The sequence below is a fragment of the Streptomyces humicola genome (assembly GCF_024436035.1).
Taxonomy (GTDB): Bacteria; Actinomycetota; Actinomycetes; order Streptomycetales; family Streptomycetaceae; genus Streptantibioticus_B; species Streptantibioticus_B humicola.
Genome location: NZ_JANFNG010000001.1, coordinates 325723 through 349902, shown reverse-complemented (window position 1 = coordinate 349902; position 24180 = coordinate 325723). Strand labels below are relative to the sequence as shown.

Below are 24180 nucleotides of genomic sequence, written 5' to 3'. Positions count from 1 at the left end.
CGGTCTCATTACAGGCCGGGGCCGCAGCGTGCGGCCGGTGCCGCGCCGCCAGGTCGCCCGGGCGTCCGCCGTTCGTATCAGAGCCATGGCTACATGGACCGGATACGCAGGTACCGCTTGATGTCCGCGATGTTGGGAACGATGACGGCGGCGAGCACCGCCGCGACGACCGCCGTGACGCAGAATTTCTTCATGGTTCGCTGATCCCTTCTGGGCATGCGTGGCATGCCTCGTCCCGTACGACGCTCAGGACGCATCGCACCGCCTCGTCCACGACAGCGGCGACCGGCTCGCTGAGCCCGATGCCTTCTTCCACACTCGCCGGTTCGCATCCGACGACCAGCACACGCCGCGGACCGGTGCCGCCGGCGCTGTTGCGCAGCGTCTCCAGCAGCGCGAGCACCGCGTCCGGGGTCATGTGGTGCCCGTCCGGCGCCACGGGAGCGGGCGCGTCACCGCGTGGCGGCCGTGCCGAGGCGTCGATCAGGTGAATCGTTCCCGGCGCCGCGCCGCGGGAGGTCGCATCGACCAGCACCGCCGTCTCGTAGCCGTCGAGGAGTTGGTAGGCGAGGTGAACCCCGCGCACGCCGCTGTCCACGACCTCGACGTCGTCGGGGAGCGGCTGGGACGCCAGCCGACGCACGACTTCGACGCCGAAGCCGTCGTCGCCGAGGAAGATGTTGCCCACTCCGGCGACGAGTGTGCGATGCCCTTGGCCGAGGTCACGGCCAGTGGAGTTCATGCGTCCTCCAGCGGTTCGATTTCGTCGGGCTGGAAGTACAGGAAGCGGCCCTGCTCGCGCCGCAGGTCGGCGCCGGGGTCGCCGTCCACCGTCACTGCGAGATGCACGGCGCCGTCGACGTCGTGGAGCACGGCTTCGACGAGTGCCGTGCGGCCGGTCAGGAACAGGTCCTGGGCATCGGTACGCCGGGCCCCGGGGCGCAGCCGTACCCGGCTGCCGGCGCCGACCGAGTGACCGTCGACCGCGATCCGGTCGCGAGTCGGGTCGACGCCCGGGTCTGCCGCGGGATCCCACCACGGCTGGGCCGGACGGTCACCCGGACCCTCCGCCGGTGCTGGGCCGGTGACACTGCGCAGGGAGCGCACCGCGCCGTGCAGCCGTTCGAGCACCTCGGCGGGGAGGGATTCGGCGAGGTCGATGACGGCCCCGGCCCGCGGGTCGGTGCCACGTGCCTCCCGCTTCTCCTGCTCGGTGAGGGCCGCCGTGCGCAGGGTGAGGATCTCGTCGATCTCGGTGGCGTCATACAGGGCGCCGGGGCTCTCAGGTGCGATGCGCGGATGGTCCTCCAGGATGATGGGCGAGGAAAGGATCACATTCGCCCCACCGGACTCCCCGGCCAGGACGGGCCAGGTGTGCTCGTTGCTGCAGGCGGACGCGGCGCTCCTCGCCCATTCGGGCGGGTCGGCCATCGACAGGAAGGATCCCGCACTCAAACCGAGGAGGAGGTGGGCCGAGACCAGCGAACGCAGCAGGGCGGCATCGCGGTCCGCCTCGCCGCCCTCAGGCGACCAGCCGCTGGTGTTCTCGACCACGGCGGTCAGTCGCAGGGCGGCGTACGGGCCGTCGATCTCGGTCGCCGACAGCCGGAGCACGCCGTCGGCCCGTTCGCGCGCCCGCAGGAGTCGGCCGACCGTCCGATCCGCGTCGACCACGCTCTCGGTCTCCTGGTGAGCGGGGCGCGAGAACGGCACCTCGACGCCATGCGCGACCAGGTCGGCGACCGGAACCGTCAGCGCAATCCGTTCCTCGACGCCCTCGACCCAGGGGACGAGGACCCGATCGGCCACATCCAGCTCCGCGACCGTCTCGAATGTGCCGTCACCGAGGGCCCGTTGGACGGTTCGCCGCTGCGCGCGCAGAAAGCGCAGCTCGACGCTGAGGGCCGCTCCGGCGCGCGGTTCCATCAGGCACTCGGTGCGCTGGGAGGAGTGCTCGGCGCCGCTCGAGGCCCAGGACGGTGGTACGAGTACTCCGAACTGCCAGCGCAGCTGGTTCTTGGCCGCCGATGCCCGGTACGGATAGAGGACGTATCCCTCGAACAAAACGGCGTCCGCGACCTGTCGTGCCACGGTGAAACGCGACTCCATGTCCGGGGTCGACGGGAGGGCGGGTCCTTCGGCGCGCGCGGCCGCTGTCATGGCGCGATCCCCCCTGCGCCCGGCGAGGGGGTGGCGACTGGCGGATCGGCCGATCGCAGCAGTGCCCGAACGGTCTCTTCCCAGGACGGAAGCGCGTTGCGGGAGCGGTACTCCAGCAGCGCGTCCATGGTGCCGCGGTCCAGGCGGATCCAGCCGCATCCGGGGAAGTGCTGCTCGATCATCTCGCGCCAGACCCGCACCGGCATCCGGAAGGCGGCCTCCCGGTCCCAGGGCACCGGCTCGGCCCGGAAGCCGCCCTCGCCGGTGAAGGCCGTGCCGGAGAAGAGCAGGAGCAGCGGTACCTCGCCGTCATCCAGCGCCCGCAAGTAGCGGGCCGAGGAGATGTCCATGTCGTAGGTGCAGGGGACCGCAAGGTCGGTCTCGGTATGGCCGGTGAAGCCGGGGACGACGAGGGAGGCGTGGGCGAACTGCAGAGGGTGGAGGGTGTGGCCCCAGCGGGAGCGGTCGCCGAAGAGGTCGCCGAGTCGGTCGGCTTCGGCCGGTTCGTAGCGGCGGCGCGCAGGTTCGATGCGGATCTGGCAGCGCAGGGCGAGCGCGTGGACGCGGTCGGGTGCGGCTGCGGTGATCCGCAGGCGGAAGATCAGTGTGGGACCGGCGGCGTACGGGTCGGCTCGCACGTCGGTGCAGGAAAAACTCAACTCCGTCACGGCCGTTCATCCTTCCCCGGTGTGCGGGCCTGCTGTCTGAGGTCGTGGAAGAAGGTGGCCAGGTCGGCCCGCGCCGCGGCACCGCCGTCGAAGCCCTTCCAGTGCAGGCGCATGCGGCCGATGAGCTCGTAGCAGTCGTCGATCGGCACCAGGAAACACTCGGTGCGGTCGCCGTCGCGGTGCACCAGCAGCGCCTCGACATCCGGTTCGAGAAGCCTGGCGAGGGTGTTGTCACCGAGGACGGACTGCCAAACGGCTGGATCCAGCTCGCTCTCGGTGGGACCCGCCGGGCTCGGATAGATCGCCACAAGTCGGTCGAGCGCCGCGTTACGGAAGAAGAACGCGACGCTGACCGGAATCTGCAGCCTCTCCCAGACGTCGTCGCGCAGACCCTGATCCGAGGGATCGGCGAGGCACCGGTCGGGAACGGTGCGGAACCGGCCGTGGCCGGCCCCTGGCGTGGCGAACAGCAGAGCGCAGGGGGTGCATGCGCAGGCCAGCGCGCGGTGTTCGGTGTCCACCACGTGCCGGTGGTCCTCCGTGAGGCGCTGTCCGCACAGCTCGCACCGCTCGGGCTCGGCGGGCGCGGGCGCGAGAAAGCGGCGAAGCCGGGTGATGCCCAACACCGGCGTTTCCTGACGAGTGCTCACGAACACTCCGTGGGGGCGGCGTCTGCTGCCGTACCCCGGCGGGGCGGCCCGGAGGCGATCTGCAGCAGAACCGGCTCGGGGCCGGCGGCATCCTCCTGGTCGAGACGTACCTCGGTTACCTCCGGCGCCAGACAGGCAAGAGCGGCCTCGGCCTTCTCCCGTGCCGCCTGCGCGGTCTTCTGACAGCCGCAGCCCGAGCCGGAGCCCACGGCCCGGCGCAGCCGCAAGGTGCCGGATTCGGCGTCGAAGCCGACGGTCTCGAAGGGCCGTCCCGGAGTGGCGTCCAGGGCCCGCGCGATCCGGGTCATGGTGTCCTGCGGGTGCAGACCATGCAGTACCAGAAAGCCCGCGAGCAACTCGTCATCGAGCACTTCCGCCAGCAGCCGGTCGTCTTCGCCACGGGTTCGATGCCCGGTGATCAGGTCGACGATCCGAGCCAGGCCCGCGCCGTAGAAGTCCATCAGCACGCGCACCAGTTCGTTGGCGGCTGCGACCGTCGCAGGGTCGCCCGTCTCGGACAGGCGGTCGAGGATCTCCTCAAGACGTCGCGCGGTCTGCTCCGGGCTCATCCGGCCAGACCGCTCAGCCCGGTGGGAACATGCATCGTCTGCATCGACCTGCCGCCCCCGAGATACATGTGGACGCCGCACGGCAGGCAGGGGTCGAAGCTGCGCACGGTGCGCATGATGTCGATGCCCTTGAAGTTCTCCGGCGGATTTTCCTCGAAGATCGGGGTGTTCTGCACGGCATCCTCGTACGGGCCGGGAGTCCCGTAACTGTCGCGGACGCTGGCGTTCCAGGGGGTGGGCGGGTACGGGTGGTAGTTGGCGATCTTCCCGTCACGGATCACCATGTGATGGGAGAGCACACCGCGCACGGCCTCGCTGAATCCGCAGCCGATGCTCTCGTCCGGCACCTCGAACTTCTCCCAGGTCTGGGTGCGGCCGGCACGTACCTCCTCCAGGGCCTTCTCTGCGAAGTACAGCGCCATGGCGGCGCTGTAGGCCTGGAAGTAGGTGCGCGCGCGGTTGCGCTCAATGGCGTTGCTCCACTGCGGGATCTTCCACTCGAAGGTGGTTTCGGGCTTGGTCATCGACCGCGGGAGGTTGATGACCACGCTGTTCCCTGTGGCCTTGATGTAGCCGATGTCGACCAGGCCGTTCAGCGCGGTGGACCACAGGCGGGCCAGCGGGCCGCCGCCGGTGTCCAGCGCCAGGTGGTCCGTGCCGTCGAACCAGCGCGGCGACATCACCCAGCTGTACTTGCCGTCGAAGTCGCGCTTCTGGGGGGCGGGAATGGTGTGCTGATTCCACGGGTGGCGTGGGTCCACCGGATTGCCGAGGGGGTCGTGCGGTACGAACAGCTCCTGCCCCTCCCAGTCGTCGTAGTAGGAACTGCCCAGCAGGATCCGGATCCCCAGGTTGATCTCGGTCAGGTCGTTGGTGACCAGCTTGCCGTCGACGATGATGCCCGGGGTGACGAACATCCTCCGGCCCCAGTCGGACATGTTCCGGTAGGTGAAGTCACAGTGGTCGGGATCGTTCATGCTTCCCCAGCAGCCCAACAGCACCCGCCGCCGCCCGACCTCCTCGTATCCGGGCATCGCCTGGTAGAAGAAGTCGAACAGGTCGTCATGGAGCGGAACCACCCGCTTCATGAACTCCACGTACCGCATCAGCCGGCTGAGATAGTCGGTGAACAGCTGGACCGAGGCGACCGTACCGACCCCACCCGGGTAGAGCGTGGAGGGGTGCACGTGGCGTCCCTCCATCAGGCAGAACATCTCCCGGGTGTAGCGGCTGACCTGCAGGGCCTCCCGGTAGAACTCGCCCTCGAGCGGGTTGAGGGAGCGCATGATGTCGGCGATCGTGCGGTAGCCGTGCTCCCCCGCGTGCGGCGCCTCGGTCCGTTCGGCCTGTTCCAGCACGCCGGGGTTGGTCTCCCGCACCATCTTCTCGCAGTAGTCGACCCCGACCAGGTTTTCCTGGAAGATGTTGTGGTCGAACATGTACTCTGCGGACTCGCCCAGGTTGATGATCCACTCACCCAGGTGAGGAGGCTTCACGCCGTAGGCCATGTTCTGCGTGTAGACCGAACAGGTGGCGTGGTTGTCACCGCAGATTCCGCAGATCCTGCTGGTGATGAAGTGCGCGTCCCGGGGGTCCTTGCCGCGCATGAACACGCTGTAGCCACGGAACACTGACGAGGTGCTGTAGCACTCGGCGACGCGCTTCTGCTTGAAGTCGATCTTCGTGTGAATGCCCAGGCTCCCCACGATCCGGGTGATCGGATCCCAGGACATCTCCACCAGGCCGCTGCCGTCACCGGCCACTGTCTTCGTCGGAGCCATTGCGAGTCTCGTGCCCTTCCTCAAGCCGGTTTGGTCACGCCGGCGGTCGTGGTTCGGGGAGGTCCTGCAAACGTCACAGAGCAGTACGGCAGTTCGGGCTCACCACGGCGGCCGGTACCCGGTCGTGATCCGGCGCCCGGTGTGACGCCACTTCGGCTCCTTGTCCACGGTGCTTGCGGTGATCGAGCGCAACTTTCGCATCACACCGCCGTACGAGTGACTGACCGTGCTGGAGACCTTGCTTCCGGGCGGCGCGTCCATGAACGGCATGAACTTGTCGGGAAAGCCAGGCATCGTGCAGGCGATACAGATCCCGCCGACATTGGGGCAGCCGCCGATACCGTTCATCCAGCCGCGCTTGGGCACATTGCACTTGACCACGGGACCCCAGCAGCCGACCTTCACCAGGCACTGCGGCGAGTTGTAGTCCTCAGCGAACTGGCCCTGCTCGTAATAGCCCGCCCGGTCACAGCCCTCGTGCACCGTCGCGCCGAACAGCCAGGCCGGCCGCAGCTTGTCGTCCAGTGGAATCATCGGCGCGGCCCCGGTGAGCTGGTAGAGCAGGTAGGTGAGCGTCTCGGAGAGGTTGTCCGGCTGGATAGGGCAGCCGGGCACGCACACCACCGGCAGGCCGGCCGTGGACTTCCAGTCCCAGCCGAGGTAGTCGGGCACGCCCATGGCACCGGTCGGATTCCCGGCCATCGCGTGAATGCCACCGTACGTAGCGCACGTCCCGGCCGCGACGACGGCGACGGCCTTGGGCGCCAGGCGGTCGATCCACTCGCTGGTGGTAATGGGCTGGCCGGTGTCGGGATCGTCACCGAAACCGCACCAGTACCCTTCCGCCTTGATCTTCTCGTTCGGGATGGAACCCTCGATGACGAGCACGAACGGATCGATCTCGCCGCGCTCCCCCTTGAAGAACCACTCGATGAATGTGTCCGCGCCCTGCACGGGACCGCACTCGAAGTCGATCAGCGGCCAGTGCACCGCCACCCTTGGTAGTCCAGGCAGCGCACCCAGCGCGATCTCCTCGATGCTCGGCTGCATCGCGTTCGTCAACGACACCGAATCGCCATCGCAGCTCAAGCCCGCATTGATCCACAGGAGATGGACGAGAGGAGGCTCTTCGCCCGCCTGCCCCCGCCCATGGCCTTCATCGACAGCCGTTGCTGCACTCATACGGAGGCCTCCGGGAGAATAGGGAACAGAAGCGACGAATCAGTCATCCGGCTCTTTCTTACCAGGTCTGATGCCTCACTACGCGTCGGGCGGGACCAATCCGGTGACGGCGGACTCCGCCCCTGCGCCACGCAGATGCCGAGGAGTGCACGAGGGCCGCTCCTTGCGGGCGAAGGCCCTGCGCAGGCGGTGGTAGGGCTCCTGCGGATCGGAGAAGATCCGGCGCATCCGGGCAAGTTCCTCGTCGCGATAGGCGCGCAGTGGCTTGGCGGCCTCATCCCGCTCCCGCAGCGCCTTCTTCTCGGCAATGCGCCGCTGGACCCGCGGCGCCGCGGCCGCAGCGGAGGCCAGCCGCTCCACCTCGGCCTCGAAGCCCTGCGGCCCGCAGCGCACCACACGGTCTACGAGACCGAGGTCGCGGGCCTTCACCGCCGTCACCGGCAGGGCGCGCTGCGTCAGCCGATCCGCTGCACCCCGTCCCACCCTGCGGGGCAGCGTGTAGGTCCAGTACTCCGAACCGTACAGCCCCATCAGCCGGTAGTGCGGGTTGAGCACGACGCCTTCTGCGCACCACACCTCGTCCGCGGCGAGGGCCAGCATCACACCGCCGGCCGCCGCATTGCCGCCGAGCGCGGCGACCACCAGCCGATCGGGGGTGGTCAGGACCGCCTCGACGAGATCGTCCATCGCCGTGATGTTGGCCCATGACTCCTCGGCCGGGTCGGCGGCCGCCTCGATCACTCCCAGATGAATGCCGTTGGAGAAGAAATCCCTGACGCCGCCGAGCACCAGTACGGAGGTGGGCCGGGAACACGCATAGCGGTACGCGTCGAGGAGGCGCTGACAGTGAGTGGTGCTCATCGCCCCGCCGGGGAAGGAGAAGCGAAGGAAGCCGACTTCGCCGAGCTCCTGGTACCGCATGTCCGCCCAGGTGTGCCGCTGTCCCGGCAGCCACAAGGGCGCGGGTTCCTCAGGCAGCGGCGGCAGGAGATCGCCAAGGGCGAGGACGGCCGGAAGCTTGATCCCCGCCGGCCCACCGGGCCGACGCCTGGGCCTCAGCTGGGGAATCCACACCGCGCCGTCCACCGTCGCCCGGCAGACCGCACCCGCCCGGGTCGCCACGAGTTCCCCCGGACGCCCGCGCAGGGTGTCCTCCGGGAAGCCGCCATGCAGATACCACTCGTCGCCGAGGAGCGTGTCCAGCACGCCCGGTTGCGAGTCGGCTTCCCGCAGCTTGCGCAGCACGGTCTCGGTGGAGTCCGACGACCAGTCAATGCGCCGGAGGCTCTGGTCGAAGTACGGCCGGACACGGATCGGGATCTCCGTGCCCAGGCTCCTTTGCGATCGGGGCACGTACGAACCCGAGGCGTACCGCTGCACAGCGAGGAGCACAGCCTCGCATGCCGCGTCGGCGATCTCGCCCCGGTACAGATCACTCTTCCCGACCTGCGGCAATCGGCATGAAACCGATGCCCACACGTCCCCCGCGTCCATCTCGGCGACGGCCTGAAGGACCGTCACGCCCCATTCGGTGATGCCGTCGCGAATCGCCCAGTCCAGTGACGACGGTCCCCTATCGCCCGGCGGTCCCGGGTGGACGATCAAGCAGGTGTGCTCCGACCAGACATCACTCGGGATCGCGGTCGTCAGCATCGGCGCGATGATCAGGTCAGGGGAGTACCGATCCACGGCAGTGCACAACGCTTCGTCCCCCAGAGCCAGCTCCACCGCCACCGTGTGTCCGCGGTCAGCAAGTTCGGCGAAGACCCGCTGAGTCAAGCTGTTGAACGCGCTCGCGATCAGCAGAATGCGCATCCCGATCCTCCCCGTCACCCTGAGCAACACAGACGGCAAGCCACCGGGAGGATCGCCCCTGGCCCCGCACATGAGCCCGAGCCACGCCCGGGAGATCACTCTGTCGGCAACTCCCACCCATCAAACGGCGCAGAGCGCACCGGAACTCCGTTGCCGGACAGTCGAGCTCGTCAAGGCCGACCGTGCTCCGGACGACCCGGCCAAGACAGGGAAGGCCAGCCTGGCAGCGATACCGGCCACGCAGGCCACTGGTCTGCGCGTCGGTGTGTCGCCGCGCCGCGGCGCCGCGGCCGCAGCGGTGCCCGCCGAGTGCGCGCGACTGCGCAAGGAAAGCCGATCGCGCGGGTGCGGACGCTGACCGGTGACGACGCATGGCTGGTCACCAACTACGCGCTCGCTCGGCAGGTCCTGGAGGACGAACACGCTTCAGCCTGCGCGAGACGGCCGCCCCGGACGTGCCGCGCCAGTACGCGCTGACAATCCCGCCGGAGGTCGTCAACACCATGGGGAACGTCAACAGCGCAGGCCTCCACCAAGAGGTGCTGAGAGCGTTCGGTCCCCGGTCCGGCCCGGCATCGGCCGACTGGATGCGCGACCGGGCGAACGAACTGATCGACAGCATGGTCGGGGAAGGACCACCCGTCGATCTGCGGGAGCGGTTCGCCGAGCCCTACTCCGCAGACCTGGTCTGCGGAGTGCTCGGCTTGCCTCGCGAGGACGGGGACGGCTCATGTCAGGTCTGGACCTCGGCTTCATCACCAGTCCCGTCGTGTTCGACGGGTGCACCGCCAACTGGGACAAGGACTACGCCTACGTGCTGGGGCACGTGCGCGCCGACCGGGATTCCCAGCGGGGGCTGATCCGCAGGCTGTGCGAGCTCAGAGACGACCCGACGCGTGACGGAGGAGACCTGACCGACGAGATGCTGGCGGCCGTGATCACCTCCCTTTTCGGAGCCGGCGCCATGAGCACGTATGTGTTCCTCCTGCACGCCGTGCTGACCCTGGTGCGGCACCCGAAGGCGATGGAACGGCTGCGGCAGCGGCCGGAGCTGATGCCGGGCGCCGTGGAGGAGCTGATGCGTTGCACGCTCTCCATCGGAGACGGACTGCCCCGGATCGCTCTCGCCGACGTGCAGGTGGAGGACGTTCTTGTCCGATCCGGGGAGCTGGTTCTGATCTGTGTGGAGGCAGCCAACTTCGACCCCGAACAATTCGACGATTTCGAGCGGTTCGACATCGACCGCTCCCCCAATCCGCACATGGCCTTCGGCGCCGGCCGCCACTACTGCCCCGCGTCAACGATCTCCCGCGTCCACGCCGCAGAGGCGCTCGGCGCGCTCGTGGAACGCCTGCCGGGGCTGCGGCTGGCCCTGCCCGTGGACCAGTTGGTCTGGCGGACGGGAAACATCAAGCGAGTGCCCGAACGGCTTCACGTCCTGTGGTGAGCGGGCACGGAGGATCGACGAGCCGATTTTGCCGAGGAGGCAAATTTTTTGCCTTCAGGGCATGATCAGGTGTCCACTTGTCCTATGACCACTTCTCCGGACGCTCAAGGCGGCGCCGGCATTCCGGAGGTCTCGGGCCTCGGCCCGCGGCTGCGCGAACTGCGGCGACGCAGCGGTCTCACGCTGGAGGCGGCCGCCGCCAGAGTCAGACTCTCGCCAGCGTATCTGTCCCGGCTGGAGACCGACCGGCGACAGCCCTCGCTCCCTGTGCTGCTTGGGCTTTCCCGCGCGTACGGAGCGACCGTCTCCGAGCTGTTGGGCGAGGCTTCCCCGGCGCGTGACCCGGTGATCCGTTCCGGCAGTCTGGAGTCCGCACGCGCGGGCGGCTGGAGCTACCGGCGCGCAGGAGCGCCGCACGGGGCGATGCAGGCACTGCGGGTCCGCATCCCCTCCCCCTCCGCGATCCAGGACGCCGTCGTACGAGTGCACCCGGGCGAGGAGTGGCTTTACGTCGTCTCCGGCCGCCTCCGGCTCACCCTTGGCGACGCCGTCCACGTACTCGACCCCGAGGATGCCGCGCACTTCGACTCCCTCACCCCGCATCGCCTCGCGGCCGCGTCCGCCGAGGGTGTCGAATTGATCTTCGTTCACACGCTGTTGCAGGCCCCGGCGGGCACGCTGTGCATCGACGCGCCGCATCGCGGTCCCTGAAGCCGAGTGGTCGGCAGACAACAACTCCCCACGCATCCCCGCAACCCCCTACTCGTCCCCGCCGAGACCGCAGGAAAGGTGAGATCACCATGCCCATCAAGGCGCTCACTTCCAAGTGGATGAGCCGAGGCCTGGCCATCCGTCTCTTCCTCTACATGGTCGGGGCCCACGTGTTCGCCGCTTTCCTCTTCCTGCTCTTCGAGGTCGGCGCGCACCATTCGCACTGACGGCGGGCCGGTTCACGGAATCGCAGCCGCAGACACCCTTCGGCTTGCGAGTGGCCGAGGCGCTGGTCAATGCGTTCCGGTGGTCACGTTCCAGATGCGGGTCGCCACGTGCAGGTTGAGTCTGGCATCGACATCCGTGAGATCCAGGCCCGATATCTCGCGGATACGGCGAAGCCGGTAACGGAGTGTGCTGCGGTGAATCGTGAGTGTGGCTGCCGTGGAGTCGTAGTTGTCGTTCTCCAGGTAGGCGGTGAGCGTCGCCACGAGTTCGCCATGGTGCGCCCGGTCATAGTCGATCAGAGAGCCAAGCCATTCGCGCACGAACTGCTCGGTGTGCGCATCGTGATCACCTGTGCGCAGCACCCGGTAGATTCCGAGCCGATCGAAGGCGGTCAGACCGTAGGGTCTTACGGAATTCTGCCGGATCTCCAGGGCGCGCAAAGCCTCCTGGTAGGAGTGCGGGACGTCGCCAGTGGCATCGCACGGGCCTCCTACACCGATCGCGCAGTCCGGGGAGCCAAGTTCCTTCGACACCTGCTCGTAAAACGCATCATCGACAGCGGGGCCGCGTACAACGAGCACTGCCGCTCCTGAACGGCGGCCCAGCAGAAAGTCGAGTCGGCCTGCCGTTGCGGCCCGCCCGACGGCGTCGGTGACCTTCCCGTCGCCCCAGGGCCCGCTCCACTTGACGATCACCACACGGTGGGGCCCGTGGAGGTTGTGGCCCACCGCTTCACACCGCGCAAGGGCGCTTCTCTCATCCGTCCCGGTCACCAGGTCCTCGACCAGGTCGCAGCGCAGGCGCAACTCCGCGTCTGCGAGGTTGCGCTGATGGGAGAGTTCGACGGCGAGCGCTGTTCCGGCCTGGTCCAAGGCGAACATTTCGGTCTCGCTGACCCGGTGGTCCGGATCGGCCAGTACCAGTACGCCCAGCACCTCACCGTGCGGACGCACCACGCGGAACAACAGGTCACGGTCGCGCACTGGCCCGCGCTCGCGCTCGGCGCGGCGCAGCACGTCCGCCCTGCGCGCAGGAGCCACGCCAGCCGGCTGCACCGAGCTGTCGGGCCCAGCCCAGGCCCGCGGATTGCCGAAGCGGTCCTCGCTCCGGACGGGGAATCCCGTCAGCTTGTGCAGCACGCGCACGATGTCCTCTTCGCCGCCGCCCGAGCACGAGGCCCGGTTCAGCGCCTCATGTATCGCCACCCGGCGCTGGAGTTCAGCCACAGCGGTCCCCAAGCGGATGTTCAGTGCCGTCATGCCATGGACAAGCCGACGCAGCCGCCGAGCGTGCGCTCGTTCTCCTTCACACACCTGGACATGATCCAGAGCGGCAGCCGTCTGACGCGCCAAGAGAGCTGCAAGGAAGACGTCGTCATGCCCGGGAGTCTCAGGCGAGGTGACCACGAGGTAGCCGCGGCACGCGCCCCGGTGGTTCAACGCCAAGGCGCGGGCCCACCCGCATCCTGGCAGGTCGAGCGCCGCGTCTTCGCCGTGCAGCGTGTGTACGCCGGCGTCCATGGCCCGGGCCTCATGCCCGGATACGGCGGTCCCGCCACGCAGCAGGCGCCCTTCATCTTCCAGATACCCGACGGCGGTCAGAGACGTACTCACCGAGGCGATCCAGGTAGTGGCAAGATCCAGGACGTGGCTCGCGTCCCGCCCGCTGAACATCATCGTCGCCAGCTCACAAAGGCTGACCGCCCCGCCCAGGCACTTCTGGGACCGGGCATCCGACAATGACGGAAACACGATGGCATTCATGCGGTCTCCTTCCGAAGCCCGCCTCGGCCTGCGAGGGTGATCCGGAACATCCTTTTTGTCACCTCAGGCCCATGCCCTCGGTTACCCGTCTCGCGCAGGCTGACACGAGAAAAGAGATCCTGTTGCGTCACCCGGTCGGCTGCGCTCTCCACAGACGCGAAGGGACAAGGGAAGCACGGGACCTCCTGTCACGGTCTGAACAGCCCGAACAAGGAGATGTGACCGACGATGCTGATGCGTACCGACCCTTTCCGCGAGCTGGACCGGCTCACGCAACAAGTTCTGGGCACGGCCACACGGCCAGCTGCGATGCCGATGGACGCCTATGAGACCGATGGCGCCTTCGTGATCCAATTCGACCTTCCCGGAACCAACGCCGACTCCATCGATCTGCACGTCGAACAGAACGTCCTCACCGTGCGGGCCGAGCGTCCCGCCCCCGTCAAGGACCGCGAGATGATTGTGGCCGAGCGCCCTTCCGGCGTATTCAGCCGACAGGTGTTCCTGGGCGACACCCTCGATGTCGACAAAATCGAGGCCGGCTACGACGCAGGCGTTCTCACCTTGCGGATCCCCGTTGCCGAGCAGGCGAAACCGCGCAAGATCGAAATCGGCCACACGGGCGAAGCCAAGCGGCTCACCAGCTGAACACGGCTGGCGAGGCGCGTGACCCGCCGTGCTTCTGCCTCCGGCAACGCGACGGACGAGACCGCAGCTCACCGACCGGGGAGGCTCAGGCGATGATCACCGAGCTGGCCGTGGAACGCGTGGAATTCACATGCGGGCATTGCTGGAACCGCTGGAGTATCGACTACGACGTCCTCCACTACCGGGACGGCGAGGGCCATGAATGGGAGTACTTCTCCCGGGACGGCGTCGCTGTGGCCTCACCGTACGTGCCCGAGGGCGCCCCGCCCTGCCCGCAGTGCGGCCGCCGCTGGGTCGGGCGTCTCGTCGCCCGCAGACCCATCCCCGCGCCGCCCGGCCCGGCAGACACACCCCGGCAGAAGATTACCGACGAAGCCGGCCACCGGCCCGACCGGCATGACGCCCCTCTCCTCGGCGCCGCCGATCATGCACAGCCCCAACAGCCCGAACCACCGGCCGATCCCACGTCCGCTGTGACGTGAACGCCGCCCGTCCGGTCCTTCCATCCCCTGGCCGCCGGCACTGCTTCTCCTCGTCGCGGCGCGCCCGGTAAGACCTCCGCCGGCAGGTGCAGAGATGAGCGACCGTATGCACGACCGGCCCGCGGCGTTCCTGCTCGACCTCGACGGGACGCTCGTGGACAGCGTGTACGCGCACGTCATCTCGTGGCAGCAGGCGTTGAGCGAGATCGGCATCGGGCTCTCGATCTGGCGGATTCACCGGAAGATCGGCATGAGTGGCGGCCTGCTCGTACAGGCCATGCTGCGCGAGACAGGCCAGCGGCTCACGCCCGAGGAGACCGAGCACCTGCAGAACGCCCACCACCGCCGCTTCGCCGACTGGATCGACACCATTCGCCCGCTTCCCGGAGCGCCAGAGCTCCTACGGCATCTGACGAACTGCGGTATCCCCTGGACGATCGCCACCAGTGCCCGTCGCGACGACGCCACGCCCATGCTTGCCAAGCTCGGGGTGCCGCCCGACCACCCGACGGTCACACGGGAGGAGGTCACCCGTGCCAAGCCCGACCCCGACCTGTTCCTGGCCGGGGCGGCGCGGCTCGACATCCCGCCTCGTGACTGCGTCGTGGTTGGGGACAGCGTATGGGACCTGCTTGCCGCCCGGCGAGCCGATGCCCTCGGCGTGGGGCTGCTGTCCGGAGGCTACGGGCAAGAGGAGCTGGAGCGGGCCCAGGCGTTCCGCGTGTACGCCGATCCGGCGGATCTGCTCACACACATCGACGAACTCGGTATTCGCGGCGCTCAGGGCGATTGAACGCCAGGCCCCGGCCCCCAGGACCCAATGCGCCGCTACCGCAGACCAGCGGCGCACGGCGGAAAGGCGCAGGTCAGAGCCGCATGTCGACCTCCTGGGTCGGTACCGGGCGCGTAATTGGTCCCCTCGGGTCCATGTCACCAGGCACCCGCCCGCGCACGCTGACACAAGGTGCGGCGAGATACCCGTGAGCCCGGATCGCTCGCACCGTCCATGAAGGGGGAGCAACCCATCGAGGAGTGCCAGATGGCCAAGGCAGTCGGGATCGATCTGGGTACCACCAACTCCGTGATCGCCGCGTGGGAGGGTGGTGAGGCGTCCGTCATCCCCAATTCCGAGGGCTCGCGCACCACGCCCTCCGTGGTCGGGTTCACCGACACCGGGGAGCGCTTGGTGGGTCAGCTGGCCCGGCGCCAGGCGATCTTGAATCCCAAGGGGACGATCTACTCGGCGAAGCGTTTCATCGGCCGGCGCTTCGATGAGATCTCGGACGAAGCCAAGGCGGTGGGCTTCGACGTCGTGGAAGGGCCGGGCGGGGTGGCCCGCTTCGAGGTGCGCGGCAAGCAGTACGCGCCAGAGGAGATCAGCGCCCTGGTGCTGCGGAAACTTGCCGATGACGCGGGCAAGACGTTGGGTGAGCGGGTGACGGAGGCGGTCATCACCGTGCCCGCATACTTCAACGATGCCCAGCGCACGGCCACCAAGGACGCCGGGAAGATCGCCGGACTGGACGTGCTGCGCATCATCAACGAGCCGACCGCGGCCGCCCTGGCCTACGGGCTGGACAAGAAGGGCCACGAGACGGTGCTCGTCTTCGACCTCGGCGGCGGCACCTTCGACGTCAGCCTGCTGGACGTCGGCGACGGCGTGGTGGAGGTCCGGTCGACGGCCGGCGACAGCCACCTGGGAGGCGACGACTTCGACCGGCGGCTGGTGGATCACCTCGCGGATAACTTCCAGCAGCAGAACGGGATCGACCTGCGCAGCGATCCACAGGCCCTGCAACGGCTCTTCGAAGCGGCCGAGAAGGCCAAAACCGAGCTCAGTTCGGTCACCCAGACACAGGTCAATCTGCCGTTCATCACGGCCGACGCCTCCGGCCCGAAGCACCTCACCGAAACGGTCCGGCGCTCCACCTTCGAGCAGATCACCGCCGACCTGGTGGAGCGCTGCCTGGACCCGGTGCGCCAGGCGATGAGCGACGCCAAGGTGACCGAGAACGACATCGACGAGGTCATCCTCGTCGGCGGCTCGACCCGGATCCCTGCCGTCCAGGCCCTGGTGCGCCGGCTCACCGGCGGCAAGGACCCCAACATGAGCGTCAACCCGGACGAGGTGGTGGCGATCGGCGCAGCCGTCCAGGCCGGGGTACTCAAGGGCGAGGTCAAGGACGTCCTGCTGCTCGATGTCACCCCACTGTCCCTCGGTGTGGAGACGCGCGGCGGCGTCATGACGAAGATCATCGAGCGGAACACCACCATCCCGGTCCGGCGCTCCGAGACCTTCTCCACCGCCGAGGACAACCAGCCCGCAGTCGACGTCGTGGTGCTGCAAGGCGAGCGCGAACGCGCGGCGGACAACCGGGTCCTGGGCCGCTTCCGGCTGGAGAACATCCGCCCCGCGGCGCGCGGTGAACCGCAGATCGAGGTGACCTTCGACATCGACGCCAACGGCATCCTCAACGTCAGCGCCAAGGACAAGGACACCGGCGCGGAGCAGGGGATCACCATCAGCGAGAGCTCCAACCTCGACCGCAGCGAGGTGGACCGGATGGTCGCCGAGGCCGAACGCAACCGCGCCGAGGACCAGTCCCTGCGCCAGGCCGTAGACGCCCTCAACGAACTCGACGCCATCGCCTACCAGGTCGAACGACGCGTCGGCGAACTCGGCGACGCAGTTCCGCAACACGAAAAGGCGCGCACCGAGATGCTGGTCGCCGAGGCCCGCCAGGCGGTCAAGGAAGAGGCGCCGCTGGACCGAGTACGCAGCCTCACCTCCGAGCTGCAGCAGCTCTACCACGGCCTCGTCGCCCGCCAGCCCGGGACCCCGCCCACGGGAGGCGTCCCGCCGACCGGCGGTACTCCGGCCGACGAGGGCGGACCGGGCACAGGCGGAGGGTCCGACGAGGACGTCGTCGACGCCGAGTTCGACCGGGGATGAGGCAGCGCCATGTCCGAGCATGAGGATCAGCGCCCGCAGGACGAACAGGCGGACGACGAGGCGACCGGTCGGGGCGACGGCTCGGCTCCCTCCCCCACAGTCAAGGAGTTGGAGGAGCTGGAGGACCGCTGGCGCCGCGCCATGGCGGAGTTGGACAACCAGCGCAAGCGCCATGCCCGCGAGTTGCAGCATGAGCGGGAAGCCGAACGCAGCCGGGTCGCCGCCGCCTGGCTCCCCGTCGTCGACAACCTCGAACTGGCCCTCTCCCACGCCCAGGCCGAACCCGGCTCGGTCGTGGAGGGAGTCAAGGCAGTACGCGACCAGGCCGTCCAGATCTTCCGGGATCTCGGGTATCCGCGCGACGACGAGACGGATGTGCCGTTCGACCCCAACCGGCATGAAGTGGTCAGTGTCGTCGACGAGCCGGACACCGCGCCGGGCACCGTGATCCGTGTGCTTCGGGCCGGCTACGGCGAGCCCGGTCGGCAGCTCCGGCCGGCTGCCGTCGTCGTGAGCCGCAAGCAGGAGTGAGGCCATGGCGCGCGACTACTACGAGGTCCTGGGCGTCCCGCGCAGCGCGAGCGCGGAGGAGATCCAGCAGGCGTTCCGCAAGCTCGCCCGCCAACACCACCCGGACATCAATCGTGATCCGGCCTCCGAAGAACGGTTCAAAGAGATCAACGAGGCGTACCAGGTACTGTCCGACCCGAAGACGCGCGCACGCTATGACCGCTTCGGCCCGGACTTCCGGCAGATCCCCGAGGACGTCGACGAGCGGGCGGCTGCGGGTGCGGGTGCGGGATTCGGTGGCGGGCCGGGCGGGCGGTTCCGCTGGTCCACCTCCGGCGCGGCGGGTCCGGGGAGGTCGCGGGTCTGGGCCGGTGGCGGAGGCTTCGAAGGTTCCGGGATCGACATCGAGGATCTGTTCGGTGGCATCTTCGGCGGACGCGGCGCGGGCGGCACGATGCCGGGAGCCGACCAGGAGGCCGAACTCAAGCTCACCGTGGAGGAGGCGTACCGCGGCGGTAAGCGACGGGTGACCCTCGGAGGCCCGGAGCACCCCCGCAGCTACGAGGTGAACATTCCGCCCGGCGTGGTCGACGGCCAGCGGATCCGGCTCGCCGGGCAAGGCGGCAGGGGCTTGGGGAACGGTCCCCCCGGTGACCTGTACCTGAAGGTCCGGATTCTTCCCCACCCCCGGTACCGGGTGTCCGGACGCGACATCCACGTCGACCTGCCGGTCACCCCGTGGGAGGCGGCGCTGGGCGCGACCGTGCCCCTGACGACCCCGAACGGCACGGCCAAGGTCACGGTCCCTCCCGGATCGTCCACCGGCCGCCGGCTGCGACTGCGCGGGGAGGGCATGCCCCGCTCGAAGGGCACGCCCGGAGACCTGTACGCACACATCCGCGTGATGGTCCCGCCCTCTCCGACGCCAAAGGAGCAGGAGCTGCTGCAGGAGCTGGCCAATGTCTCGACCTACGACCCGAGGAGGCACTGAGATGAGCCTCCGCCCCGCTCCGACCGCCGCACAGCGCACCCCGGAAGCGGTCGCGGTCCGCTACCCGTTGGCGCGACCGTACCGGCTGAGCCTGGACACCGTCGCTCGCCGCTGCGGCCTCCACCCCGAACTCGTCCGCCGTTTCGTCGCGCTCAGCATGGTGGACGCGATCCGGGACGCCTCCGGAGACCTGTGGTTCTCCACGAGTGCACCGGCCACGATCGCCCGCGTCCAACGGCTGCGGACCGGGCTCAGCCTCAACTACGCCGCCGTCGGACTGGTCCTGGACCTGCTGGACCGGATCGAGGCACTGGAGACCGCGCTGCGCCGCGCGAACGCCACCCACCCGCAGGCCTAGGCCCCCAGGACAGGCAAGGAGTGGACCACCGTGGACATGAACCGACTCACCCAGAAGTCCCAGGAAGCACTGCAGGAGGCACAGACCACGGCGTCGCGGATGGGCCACACCGAGGTCGACGGCGAGCACCTGCTGCTCGCCTTGGCCGACCAGGCCGACGGCCTCGTGCCGCGCTTGCTGGAGCAGTGCGGTGCCGACCTCGCCCGGCTACGGGCGGATGTGGAAGGCGAGGTGGCACGACGCCCCAAGGTCACCGGCCCGGGCGCCACGCCCGGCCAGGTATACGTCACCCAGCGGCTCGCCCGGCTGCTCGACGCCGCCGATCGCGAAGCCAGGCGGCTGAAGGACGAATACGTCTCGGTGGAACACCTGGTCCTGGCGCTGATCGACGAGGGCAGCGCCTCCGCGGCCGGACGCATGCTGAAGGAGCACGGAGTCACCAGGGAGTCCTTCCTGGCCGCGCTGACCCGGGTACGCGGCAACCAACGGGTGACCTCGGCGACGCCGGAAGGCGCCTACGAGGCACTGGAGAAGTACGGCCGGGACCTTGTCGCCGAGGGTCAGGCCGGAAAGCTCGATCCGGTGATCGGCCGCGATGCGGAGATCCGCCGGGTGATCCAGATCCTCAGTCGTAAGACGAAGAACAACCCGGTGCTCATCGGCGATCCCGGGGTCGGCAAGACGGCCATCGTCGAAGGTCTGGCGCAGCGCATCGTCCGCGGTGACGTACCGGAGGGTCTGCGCGACAAGACGGTGTTCGCGCTGGACATGGGGTCATTGGTGGCAGGTGCCAAGTATCGGGGCGAGTTCGAGGAGCGCCTCAAGGCGGTGCTGGCGGAGGTAAAGGCCGCCGAGGGGCGGATCCTGCTCTTCGTGGACGAACTGCACACCGTGGTGGGAGCCGGCGCAGCCGAAGGCTCGATGGACGCGGGCAACATGCTCAAGCCGATGCTGGCCCGCGGCGAGTTGCACATGATCGGTGCCACCACACTGGATGAGTACCGCAAGTACGTTGAATCCGACGCGGCGCTGGAGCGACGCTTCCAGCCGGTGCTGGTGGACGAACCCAGCGTGGAGGACACCATCTCCATCCTGCGCGGGCTGCGCGAACGCCTCGAGGTCTTCCACGGCGTCAAGATCCAGGACACCGCCCTGGTCGCCGCGGCAACCCTCAGCCACCGCTACATCTCCGACCGGTTCCTCCCTGACAAGGCCATCGACCTCGTCGACGAGGCATGCGCCCGGCTGCGCACGGAGATCGACTCCCTGCCGGCCGAGCTGGACGAGCTCACCCGCCGCGTCACCCGGCTGGAGATCGAGGAAGCCGCACTGGCCAAGGAGGACGACCCGGCCAGCAAGGCCCGACTCGACGAACTCCGCCGCGAGCTGGCCGACCTGCGGGCCGAGGCGGATGCCAAGCACGCCCAGTGGGATGCCGAACGGCAGGCCATCCGGCGCGTCCAGCAACTGCGCCAGGAGCTGGAACAGGCCCGCCACGAAGCCGAAGAGGCCGAGCGGAACTACGACTTGAACAAGGCCGCGGAGCTCCGGTACGGAAAGATCACCGAGCTGGACCGCAAACTTGCCGCCGAGGAGCAGCAACTCGCCGCCAAACAAGGCGAACAACGGCTACTGCCGGAGGTCGTCACCGAGGACGAGATCGCCGAGATCGTCGCCTCTTGGACCGGCATCCCGGTCGCCCGTTTGAAGGAAGGCGAGAGGGACAAGCTGCTGCGCCTCGACGAGATCCTGCGTGAGCGGGTCATCGGCCAGGACGAAGCCGTCCAGCTCGTCGCCGACGCCGTCATCCGTGCCCGCTCCGGGATCCGTGATCCGCGTCGGCCCATCGGCTCGTTCATCTTCCTGGGGCCGACCGGCGTGGGCAAGACCGAGCTGGCCAAGACGCTGGCCGCCGCGCTGTTCGACAGCGAGGAGAACATTGTTCGCCTCGACATGAGCGAGTACCAGGAGAAGCACACCGTCAGCCGTCTCGTCGGAGCACCACCCGGCTACGTCGGATACGAAGAGGGCGGACAGTTGACCGAGGCCGTGCGCCGCAAGCCGTACTCCGTGGTTCTCTTCGACGAGATCGAAAAAGCCCACGCGGACGTCTTCAACACGCTGCTGCAGGTGCTCGACGACGGCCGGATCACCGACGCCCAAGGGCACACTGTCGACTTCCGCAACACGGTCATCATCATGACCTCCAACATCGGTTCCCAGTACCTGCTGCAGGACGCCACCGCGGGCGGCGAGATCAAGCCCGAGGTGCGGGAGATGGTCATGGCCGACCTGCACGCCCACTTCCGGCCCGAGTTCCTCAACCGGGTGGATGACGTGGTCCTCTTCCGGCCGCTCGGCCTCGCCCAAATCGAACAGATCGTCGATCTGCTCTTCGACGAGCTGCGCCGGCGGCTGGCGGACCAGCGGATCACTTTGGAGCTGACCGAGGAAGGCCGACGACTCATCGCCCAGGAGGGGTTCGACCCCGTCTACGGGGCCCGGCCGTTGCGCCGCTTCATCTCGCACGAGGTGGAGACCAAGATCGGCCGTGCCCTGATCCGCGGCGAAATCCGGGAAGGCATCACGGTGGTGGTCACCGCCCGCGACGGCGAGCTGGTCGTCGACCTTCCCGGTCCTCCACAGCACGCCAAGGCTGCGTGATCGCATTCGCCGGGAGGCATCATGAGCGGCTACAACCACCCTGGGGCGGCTGCGCGCGCACGGATGCTCACCGTCCGCTGCGACCACTGTGGCAAGACCAATCGGATCCCGGTCGCGGCGGAGGGCACTCCCCGATGCGGCAACTGCCACCGCCCACTGCCATGGATTGTCGACGCCGACGAGCAGGACTTCACCGAGGTCGCCGAGCGGGCCACTCTGCCCGTCCTGGTGGACCTGTGGGCTGCCTGGTGTGGCCCGTGCCGGATGGTCAGCCCGGCACTCGAACGCGTCGCCCGGGAGATGGCCGGCCGGATCAAGCTGGTCAAGGTGGACGTGGACAAGTCCCAGCGGTTGCAACAGCGGTTCACCGTCATGGCCGTGCCCACCTTGCTCATTCTCGACCGGGGCCGCGAGATCGCCAGGCAAGCAGGTGCCGCACCACCCCACGTGCTGCGGGAGTGGGCAGAGAAGGCCATCGCCCGGCGCGCACAGCCCGCCTGACACGCCTCGTCATGGGAGACAACATGACCGTCGTCCACGAACCCGTCCGGCCCTCGTTCGACACGTCACCCGCGTCAAGGCGACGCTGCGAAGCTGACGGAGGTGGGAGCACCCGCCCCCGGCTGATGCGGAACGAGCCGAGGACCCCCGACGGACGCGACGAGTGCCTCGGGATCGGCGTGGGGACGCAAGGTCCGACTCAATTCAGGAGGTGATCCGCATGCCGTTCATGGGGGTAACCAAATTCGAACGCTTCTTCCGCGCGGCGGCTGGCCTCGCCGTCGACAAGAACGACCTCAAGCGCTACGCCGACTTCATCGACCAGAAGATCTATGACTTGTTCCTCGTGGGCGAGGCCGCGGCCAAGGCCAGTGGTCGGGACATCATCGAGCCGCACGACCTCCCGATCACCAAGGGGCTGCAGGAAAGCATCCATGCTTTCAAGGAACTCGACCAGCAGATCGAGCTGCAGCCGCTGCTTGACCAGTTGGCCGCGCACCCTGCACTCGACGTGGCCATCAGCGACCAGACGAAGCAGAGACTGCCGGCCATTGCAGGCGGGCTGAGCGTTGCCATGGCACAGTCATTCCGGATCATCGCTCCGGATCGGCGCCATCCGCTCACTCCGGAGTGGGAGCAGGTCCTCAGCTTGTTCGACCTGCTTCTATGAGATGCGCGGCCGTCTCGAGAGCGGCGTAGGCCATGTTCCGGACACCCTTGAGCGTGCCCGTGCTCGACTTGGTGAGGCGCCGGCGCGACCCGGTCGTGCAGTCGCTGAGGTCCACCGCGGCTGCCGTCCTGGCGTACCTCGTGGCGCTCCGCCTCGCCCCCGACCGGCTTCCCTTGCTCGCTCCGCTGACGGCCGTGCTCGTCGTACAGGTCTCGCTCTACGCGACACTGACCACGAGCATCAAACGGATCACCACCGTTGTCACCGGGTTGCTGGTCGCCGTCGTCTTCAGTGACCTGGTCGGCTTGAGCTGGTGGAGCATGGGCGCACTCATCCTCGCCTCCTTGACGGTGGGGCATCTGCTGCGGCTGGGTGAGCTGGTACCGGAGGTAGCGGTCAGCGCGATGCTCGTGCTCGGCGTGAGCAATCCCGCCGTCAACGCGCTGAACCGGCTGACCGAGGCGCTCATCGGCGCAGCCGCGGGGGTTGTTGTGAACGTACTCATCCCGCCACCGGTGTACGTACAGCCGGCAGGAGAGGCGGTCCAAGACCTGGCGGGCCGGATGAGCAGACTGCTGCGGGACGTGGCGCTCCAGCTGCAGTCCGGTGCCACCCGGGAGCGCGCCGAGGTCTGGTTGCGTGCGGCACGCCGGCTGGACCGGGAGATCATCCACGTGGAGCGGGAGCTGGACAGGGCCGAGGAGAGCCTGCGGTTCAATCCGCGTGCCCGTCCGTTGCGCCATTCCGGGATGGTGCTGCGCGGCGGACTGGATACATTGGAGCGCTGCTCGGTGAGCCTGCGCTCGCTCTGCCGCTCGCTGAGCGACCTCGGCCGTGACCGGGAGCGGGGCGAACGGATCTACAGCGCCGATCTGGCCGCTCCACTGGCACGTCTGCTCACCCACCTCGCGGATGCCGTCCACGCATTCGGTCTCCTGACCAAGGCTCATGCGGTCGCCGAAGCCGACAGCATCAACGTGGGGCTCGGCAGATCGCTTGCCGACGCGCGTGAGCTGCGGGAGCGGTTGGCGAGACTACTGAGAGCCAAGGAGCCGGGAAGCTGGGAAACCCACGGCACGCTGCTGGCCAACGCCGCTCGCATGATCGAGGAGTTGGAGACCGCCCGGTGGTCGCGGACGACCGGGGACGAGGCGAATGGCGATGGACAAGCCCCTCCGGCGGCCGATTCCGTCCTACAGCGACTGCCTTGGCTCGGCTGGGGTGGCGGTGAAATACGGGACCGCCTCCAGCTCCGCAGGCCCCGTCCCCGGGCACCGTGCAGCGGGTGGGGCACCAGATCCGCAGCAGACGCAGCGGGCACCGGCTCCGAGCGCAGCGAACACCGACCGCGAGCACACAGGTGCCGGATCCGGCCGGACCGGTCGGCGGTTGCAAGTGACAAGGACGAGCCGGTCGAACGGTAAGGAGC

General features: G+C 68.4%; 24 protein-coding genes. 14 read left to right on the top strand and 10 right to left on the bottom strand.

The genetic code is table 11. The annotated features are described in order from the left end of the window. Positions 1-89: 89 nt before the first annotated feature. From NGB36_RS33620 to NGB36_RS01615, 9 genes are all read right to left on the bottom strand, one after another. Positions 90-194, bottom strand: coding sequence for a DUF6893 family small protein (locus NGB36_RS33620; RefSeq protein WP_372509349.1), 105 nt, complete (start codon positions 192-194; stop codon positions 90-92). Continuing rightward, positions 191-742 (bottom strand): hydrogenase maturation protease, encoded by a 552-nt coding sequence (locus tag NGB36_RS01650; RefSeq protein ID WP_255918189.1) that lies wholly within the window; start codon positions 740-742, stop codon positions 191-193. The genes NGB36_RS33620 and NGB36_RS01650 overlap by 4 nt, the downstream gene beginning before the upstream one ends. Then, positions 739-2160 carry a hypothetical protein gene (locus NGB36_RS01645; protein ID WP_372509348.1) on the bottom strand — a complete coding sequence of 474 codons (1422 nt, stop codon included), beginning with the start codon at positions 2158-2160 and terminating at the stop codon, positions 739-741. Before NGB36_RS01645 ends, NGB36_RS01650 begins: the two co-directional genes overlap by 4 nt. Then, positions 2157-2828, bottom strand: coding sequence for a DUF6084 family protein (locus tag NGB36_RS01640; RefSeq protein ID WP_255918188.1), 672 nt, complete (start codon positions 2826-2828; stop codon positions 2157-2159). The genes NGB36_RS01645 and NGB36_RS01640 overlap by 4 nt, the downstream gene beginning before the upstream one ends. Next, complete coding sequence (locus NGB36_RS01635) at positions 2825-3478, bottom strand: DUF5947 family protein (protein WP_255918187.1); 654 nt, start codon at positions 3476-3478, stop codon at positions 2825-2827. Before NGB36_RS01635 ends, NGB36_RS01640 begins: the two co-directional genes overlap by 4 nt. After that, positions 3475-4047 carry a NifU-related iron-sulfur-binding protein gene (locus NGB36_RS01630; protein WP_255918186.1) on the bottom strand — a complete coding sequence of 191 codons (573 nt, stop codon included), beginning with the start codon at positions 4045-4047 and terminating at the stop codon, positions 3475-3477. The genes NGB36_RS01635 and NGB36_RS01630 overlap by 4 nt, the downstream gene beginning before the upstream one ends. Continuing rightward, positions 4044-5828, bottom strand: a complete 1785-nt coding sequence (locus tag NGB36_RS01625; RefSeq protein WP_255918185.1) for a nickel-dependent hydrogenase large subunit — start codon at positions 5826-5828, stop codon at positions 4044-4046. The genes NGB36_RS01630 and NGB36_RS01625 overlap by 4 nt, the downstream gene beginning before the upstream one ends. Before the next feature lie 99 nt (positions 5829-5927). After that, positions 5928-7010 (bottom strand): NADH-quinone oxidoreductase subunit B family protein, encoded by a 1083-nt coding sequence (locus NGB36_RS01620; protein WP_255918184.1) that lies wholly within the window; start codon positions 7008-7010, stop codon positions 5928-5930. Positions 7011-7088: 78 nt separating this feature from the next. Continuing rightward, on the bottom strand, positions 7089-8825 hold the full coding sequence (locus NGB36_RS01615) for a hydrogenase maturation protein (protein ID WP_255918183.1): 1737 nt from the start codon (positions 8823-8825) through the stop codon (positions 7089-7091). 730 nt (positions 8826-9555) lie between these two features. Here NGB36_RS01615 and NGB36_RS01610 point away from each other — a divergent pair. From NGB36_RS01610 to NGB36_RS01600, 3 genes are all read left to right on the top strand, one after another. After that, the gene (locus tag NGB36_RS01610) at positions 9556-10272 is read left to right on the top strand and encodes a cytochrome P450 (RefSeq protein WP_255918182.1); all 717 of its coding nucleotides are present in this window, start codon (positions 9556-9558) and stop codon (positions 10270-10272) included. An 84-nt stretch (positions 10273-10356) separates the two neighbouring features. Continuing rightward, entirely contained in the window at positions 10357-10983 is a 627-nt protein-coding gene (locus tag NGB36_RS01605; protein WP_255918181.1) for a helix-turn-helix domain-containing protein, read from the top strand. Positions 10984-11072: 89 nt separating this feature from the next. After that, a complete protein-coding gene (locus tag NGB36_RS01600) occupies positions 11073-11210 on the top strand; it encodes a DUF6126 family protein (RefSeq protein WP_255918180.1) in 138 nt (45 codons plus the stop codon). 66 nt (positions 11211-11276) lie between these two features. Here NGB36_RS01600 and NGB36_RS01595 read toward each other — a convergent pair whose 3' ends face one another. Beyond that, the gene (locus NGB36_RS01595; protein WP_255918179.1) at positions 11277-12470 is read right to left on the bottom strand and encodes a PucR family transcriptional regulator; all 1194 of its coding nucleotides are present in this window, start codon (positions 12468-12470) and stop codon (positions 11277-11279) included. 732 nt (positions 12471-13202) lie between these two features. Here NGB36_RS01595 and NGB36_RS01590 point away from each other — a divergent pair. The 11 genes from NGB36_RS01590 (at position 13203) to NGB36_RS01540 (ending at position 24175) form a co-directional block, all read left to right on the top strand. Continuing rightward, entirely contained in the window at positions 13203-13622 is a 420-nt protein-coding gene (locus tag NGB36_RS01590; RefSeq protein WP_255918177.1) for an Hsp20/alpha crystallin family protein, read from the top strand. 92 nt (positions 13623-13714) lie between these two features. Continuing rightward, positions 13715-14104, top strand: coding sequence for a hypothetical protein (locus NGB36_RS01585; RefSeq protein ID WP_255918176.1), 390 nt, complete (start codon positions 13715-13717; stop codon positions 14102-14104). A gap of 94 nt (positions 14105-14198) precedes the next feature. Further along, positions 14199-14897 carry an HAD family hydrolase gene (locus NGB36_RS01580; RefSeq protein WP_255918175.1) on the top strand — a complete coding sequence of 233 codons (699 nt, stop codon included), beginning with the start codon at positions 14199-14201 and terminating at the stop codon, positions 14895-14897. Positions 14898-15143: 246 nt separating this feature from the next. Beyond that, positions 15144-17057, top strand: a complete 1914-nt coding sequence (gene dnaK / locus NGB36_RS01575) for a molecular chaperone DnaK (protein WP_255918174.1) — start codon at positions 15144-15146, stop codon at positions 17055-17057. 9 nt (positions 17058-17066) lie between these two features. Beyond that, positions 17067-17588 carry a nucleotide exchange factor GrpE gene (locus tag NGB36_RS01570; RefSeq protein WP_255918173.1) on the top strand — a complete coding sequence of 174 codons (522 nt, stop codon included), beginning with the start codon at positions 17067-17069 and terminating at the stop codon, positions 17586-17588. Positions 17589-17592: 4 nt separating this feature from the next. Next, positions 17593-18558: a DnaJ C-terminal domain-containing protein gene (locus NGB36_RS01565; RefSeq protein WP_255918172.1), complete on the top strand. Its 966-nt coding sequence runs from the start codon at positions 17593-17595 to the stop codon at positions 18556-18558. 1 nt (position 18559) lies between these two features. After that, positions 18560-18916: a chaperone modulator CbpM gene (locus NGB36_RS01560; RefSeq protein ID WP_255918171.1), complete on the top strand. Its 357-nt coding sequence runs from the start codon at positions 18560-18562 to the stop codon at positions 18914-18916. Between the two features lie 30 nt (positions 18917-18946). Continuing rightward, entirely contained in the window at positions 18947-21580 is a 2634-nt protein-coding gene (clpB, locus tag NGB36_RS01555; protein WP_255918170.1) for an ATP-dependent chaperone ClpB, read from the top strand. Positions 21581-21601: 21 nt separating this feature from the next. Continuing rightward, positions 21602-22081 carry a thioredoxin gene (gene trxA, locus NGB36_RS01550; protein WP_372509347.1) on the top strand — a complete coding sequence of 160 codons (480 nt, stop codon included), beginning with the start codon at positions 21602-21604 and terminating at the stop codon, positions 22079-22081. A 220-nt stretch (positions 22082-22301) separates the two neighbouring features. Then, on the top strand, positions 22302-22751 hold the full coding sequence (locus tag NGB36_RS01545; RefSeq protein WP_255918511.1) for a DUF1931 family protein: 450 nt from the start codon (positions 22302-22304) through the stop codon (positions 22749-22751). Positions 22752-22804: 53 nt separating this feature from the next. Beyond that, on the top strand, positions 22805-24175 hold the full coding sequence (locus NGB36_RS01540) for an FUSC family protein (protein ID WP_255918169.1): 1371 nt from the start codon (positions 22805-22807) through the stop codon (positions 24173-24175). Positions 24176-24180 lie beyond the last annotated feature (5 nt).

Bases quoted from the DNA above. Each gene is read 5' to 3' on its own strand.
- dnaK (WP_255918174.1), top strand. From the start codon at position 15,144: ATGGCCAAGGCAGTCGGGATCGATCTGGGTACCACCAACTCCGTGATC.
- NGB36_RS01600 (WP_255918180.1), top strand. From the start codon at position 11,073: ATGCCCATCAAGGCGCTCACTTCCAAGTGGATGAGCCGAGGCCTGGCC.
- NGB36_RS01585 (WP_255918176.1), top strand. From the start codon at position 13,715: ATGATCACCGAGCTGGCCGTGGAACGCGTGGAATTCACATGCGGGCAT.
- NGB36_RS01560 (WP_255918171.1), top strand. From the start codon at position 18,560: ATGAGCCTCCGCCCCGCTCCGACCGCCGCACAGCGCACCCCGGAAGCG.
- NGB36_RS01595 (WP_255918179.1), bottom strand. From the start codon at position 12,470: ATGACGGCACTGAACATCCGCTTGGGGACCGCTGTGGCTGAACTCCAG.
- NGB36_RS01605 (WP_255918181.1), top strand. From the start codon at position 10,357: ATGACCACTTCTCCGGACGCTCAAGGCGGCGCCGGCATTCCGGAGGTC.
- NGB36_RS01565 (WP_255918172.1), top strand. From the start codon at position 17,593: ATGGCGCGCGACTACTACGAGGTCCTGGGCGTCCCGCGCAGCGCGAGC.
- NGB36_RS01645 (WP_372509348.1), bottom strand. From the start codon at position 2,160: ATGACAGCGGCCGCGCGCGCCGAAGGACCCGCCCTCCCGTCGACCCCG.
- NGB36_RS01615 (WP_255918183.1), bottom strand. From the start codon at position 8,825: ATGCGCATTCTGCTGATCGCGAGCGCGTTCAACAGCTTGACTCAGCGG.
- NGB36_RS01625 (WP_255918185.1), bottom strand. From the start codon at position 5,828: ATGGCTCCGACGAAGACAGTGGCCGGTGACGGCAGCGGCCTGGTGGAG.
- NGB36_RS01580 (WP_255918175.1), top strand. From the start codon at position 14,199: ATGAGCGACCGTATGCACGACCGGCCCGCGGCGTTCCTGCTCGACCTC.
- NGB36_RS01545 (WP_255918511.1), top strand. From the start codon at position 22,302: ATGCCGTTCATGGGGGTAACCAAATTCGAACGCTTCTTCCGCGCGGCG.
- NGB36_RS01610 (WP_255918182.1), top strand. From the start codon at position 9,556: ATGTCAGGTCTGGACCTCGGCTTCATCACCAGTCCCGTCGTGTTCGAC.
- NGB36_RS01620 (WP_255918184.1), bottom strand. From the start codon at position 7,010: ATGAGTGCAGCAACGGCTGTCGATGAAGGCCATGGGCGGGGGCAGGCG.
- NGB36_RS01630 (WP_255918186.1), bottom strand. From the start codon at position 4,047: ATGAGCCCGGAGCAGACCGCGCGACGTCTTGAGGAGATCCTCGACCGC.
- NGB36_RS01570 (WP_255918173.1), top strand. From the start codon at position 17,067: ATGTCCGAGCATGAGGATCAGCGCCCGCAGGACGAACAGGCGGACGAC.
- NGB36_RS01650 (WP_255918189.1), bottom strand. From the start codon at position 742: ATGAACTCCACTGGCCGTGACCTCGGCCAAGGGCATCGCACACTCGTC.
- trxA (WP_372509347.1), top strand. From the start codon at position 21,602: ATGAGCGGCTACAACCACCCTGGGGCGGCTGCGCGCGCACGGATGCTC.
- NGB36_RS01590 (WP_255918177.1), top strand. From the start codon at position 13,203: ATGCTGATGCGTACCGACCCTTTCCGCGAGCTGGACCGGCTCACGCAA.
- NGB36_RS33620 (WP_372509349.1), bottom strand. From the start codon at position 194: ATGAAGAAATTCTGCGTCACGGCGGTCGTCGCGGCGGTGCTCGCCGCC.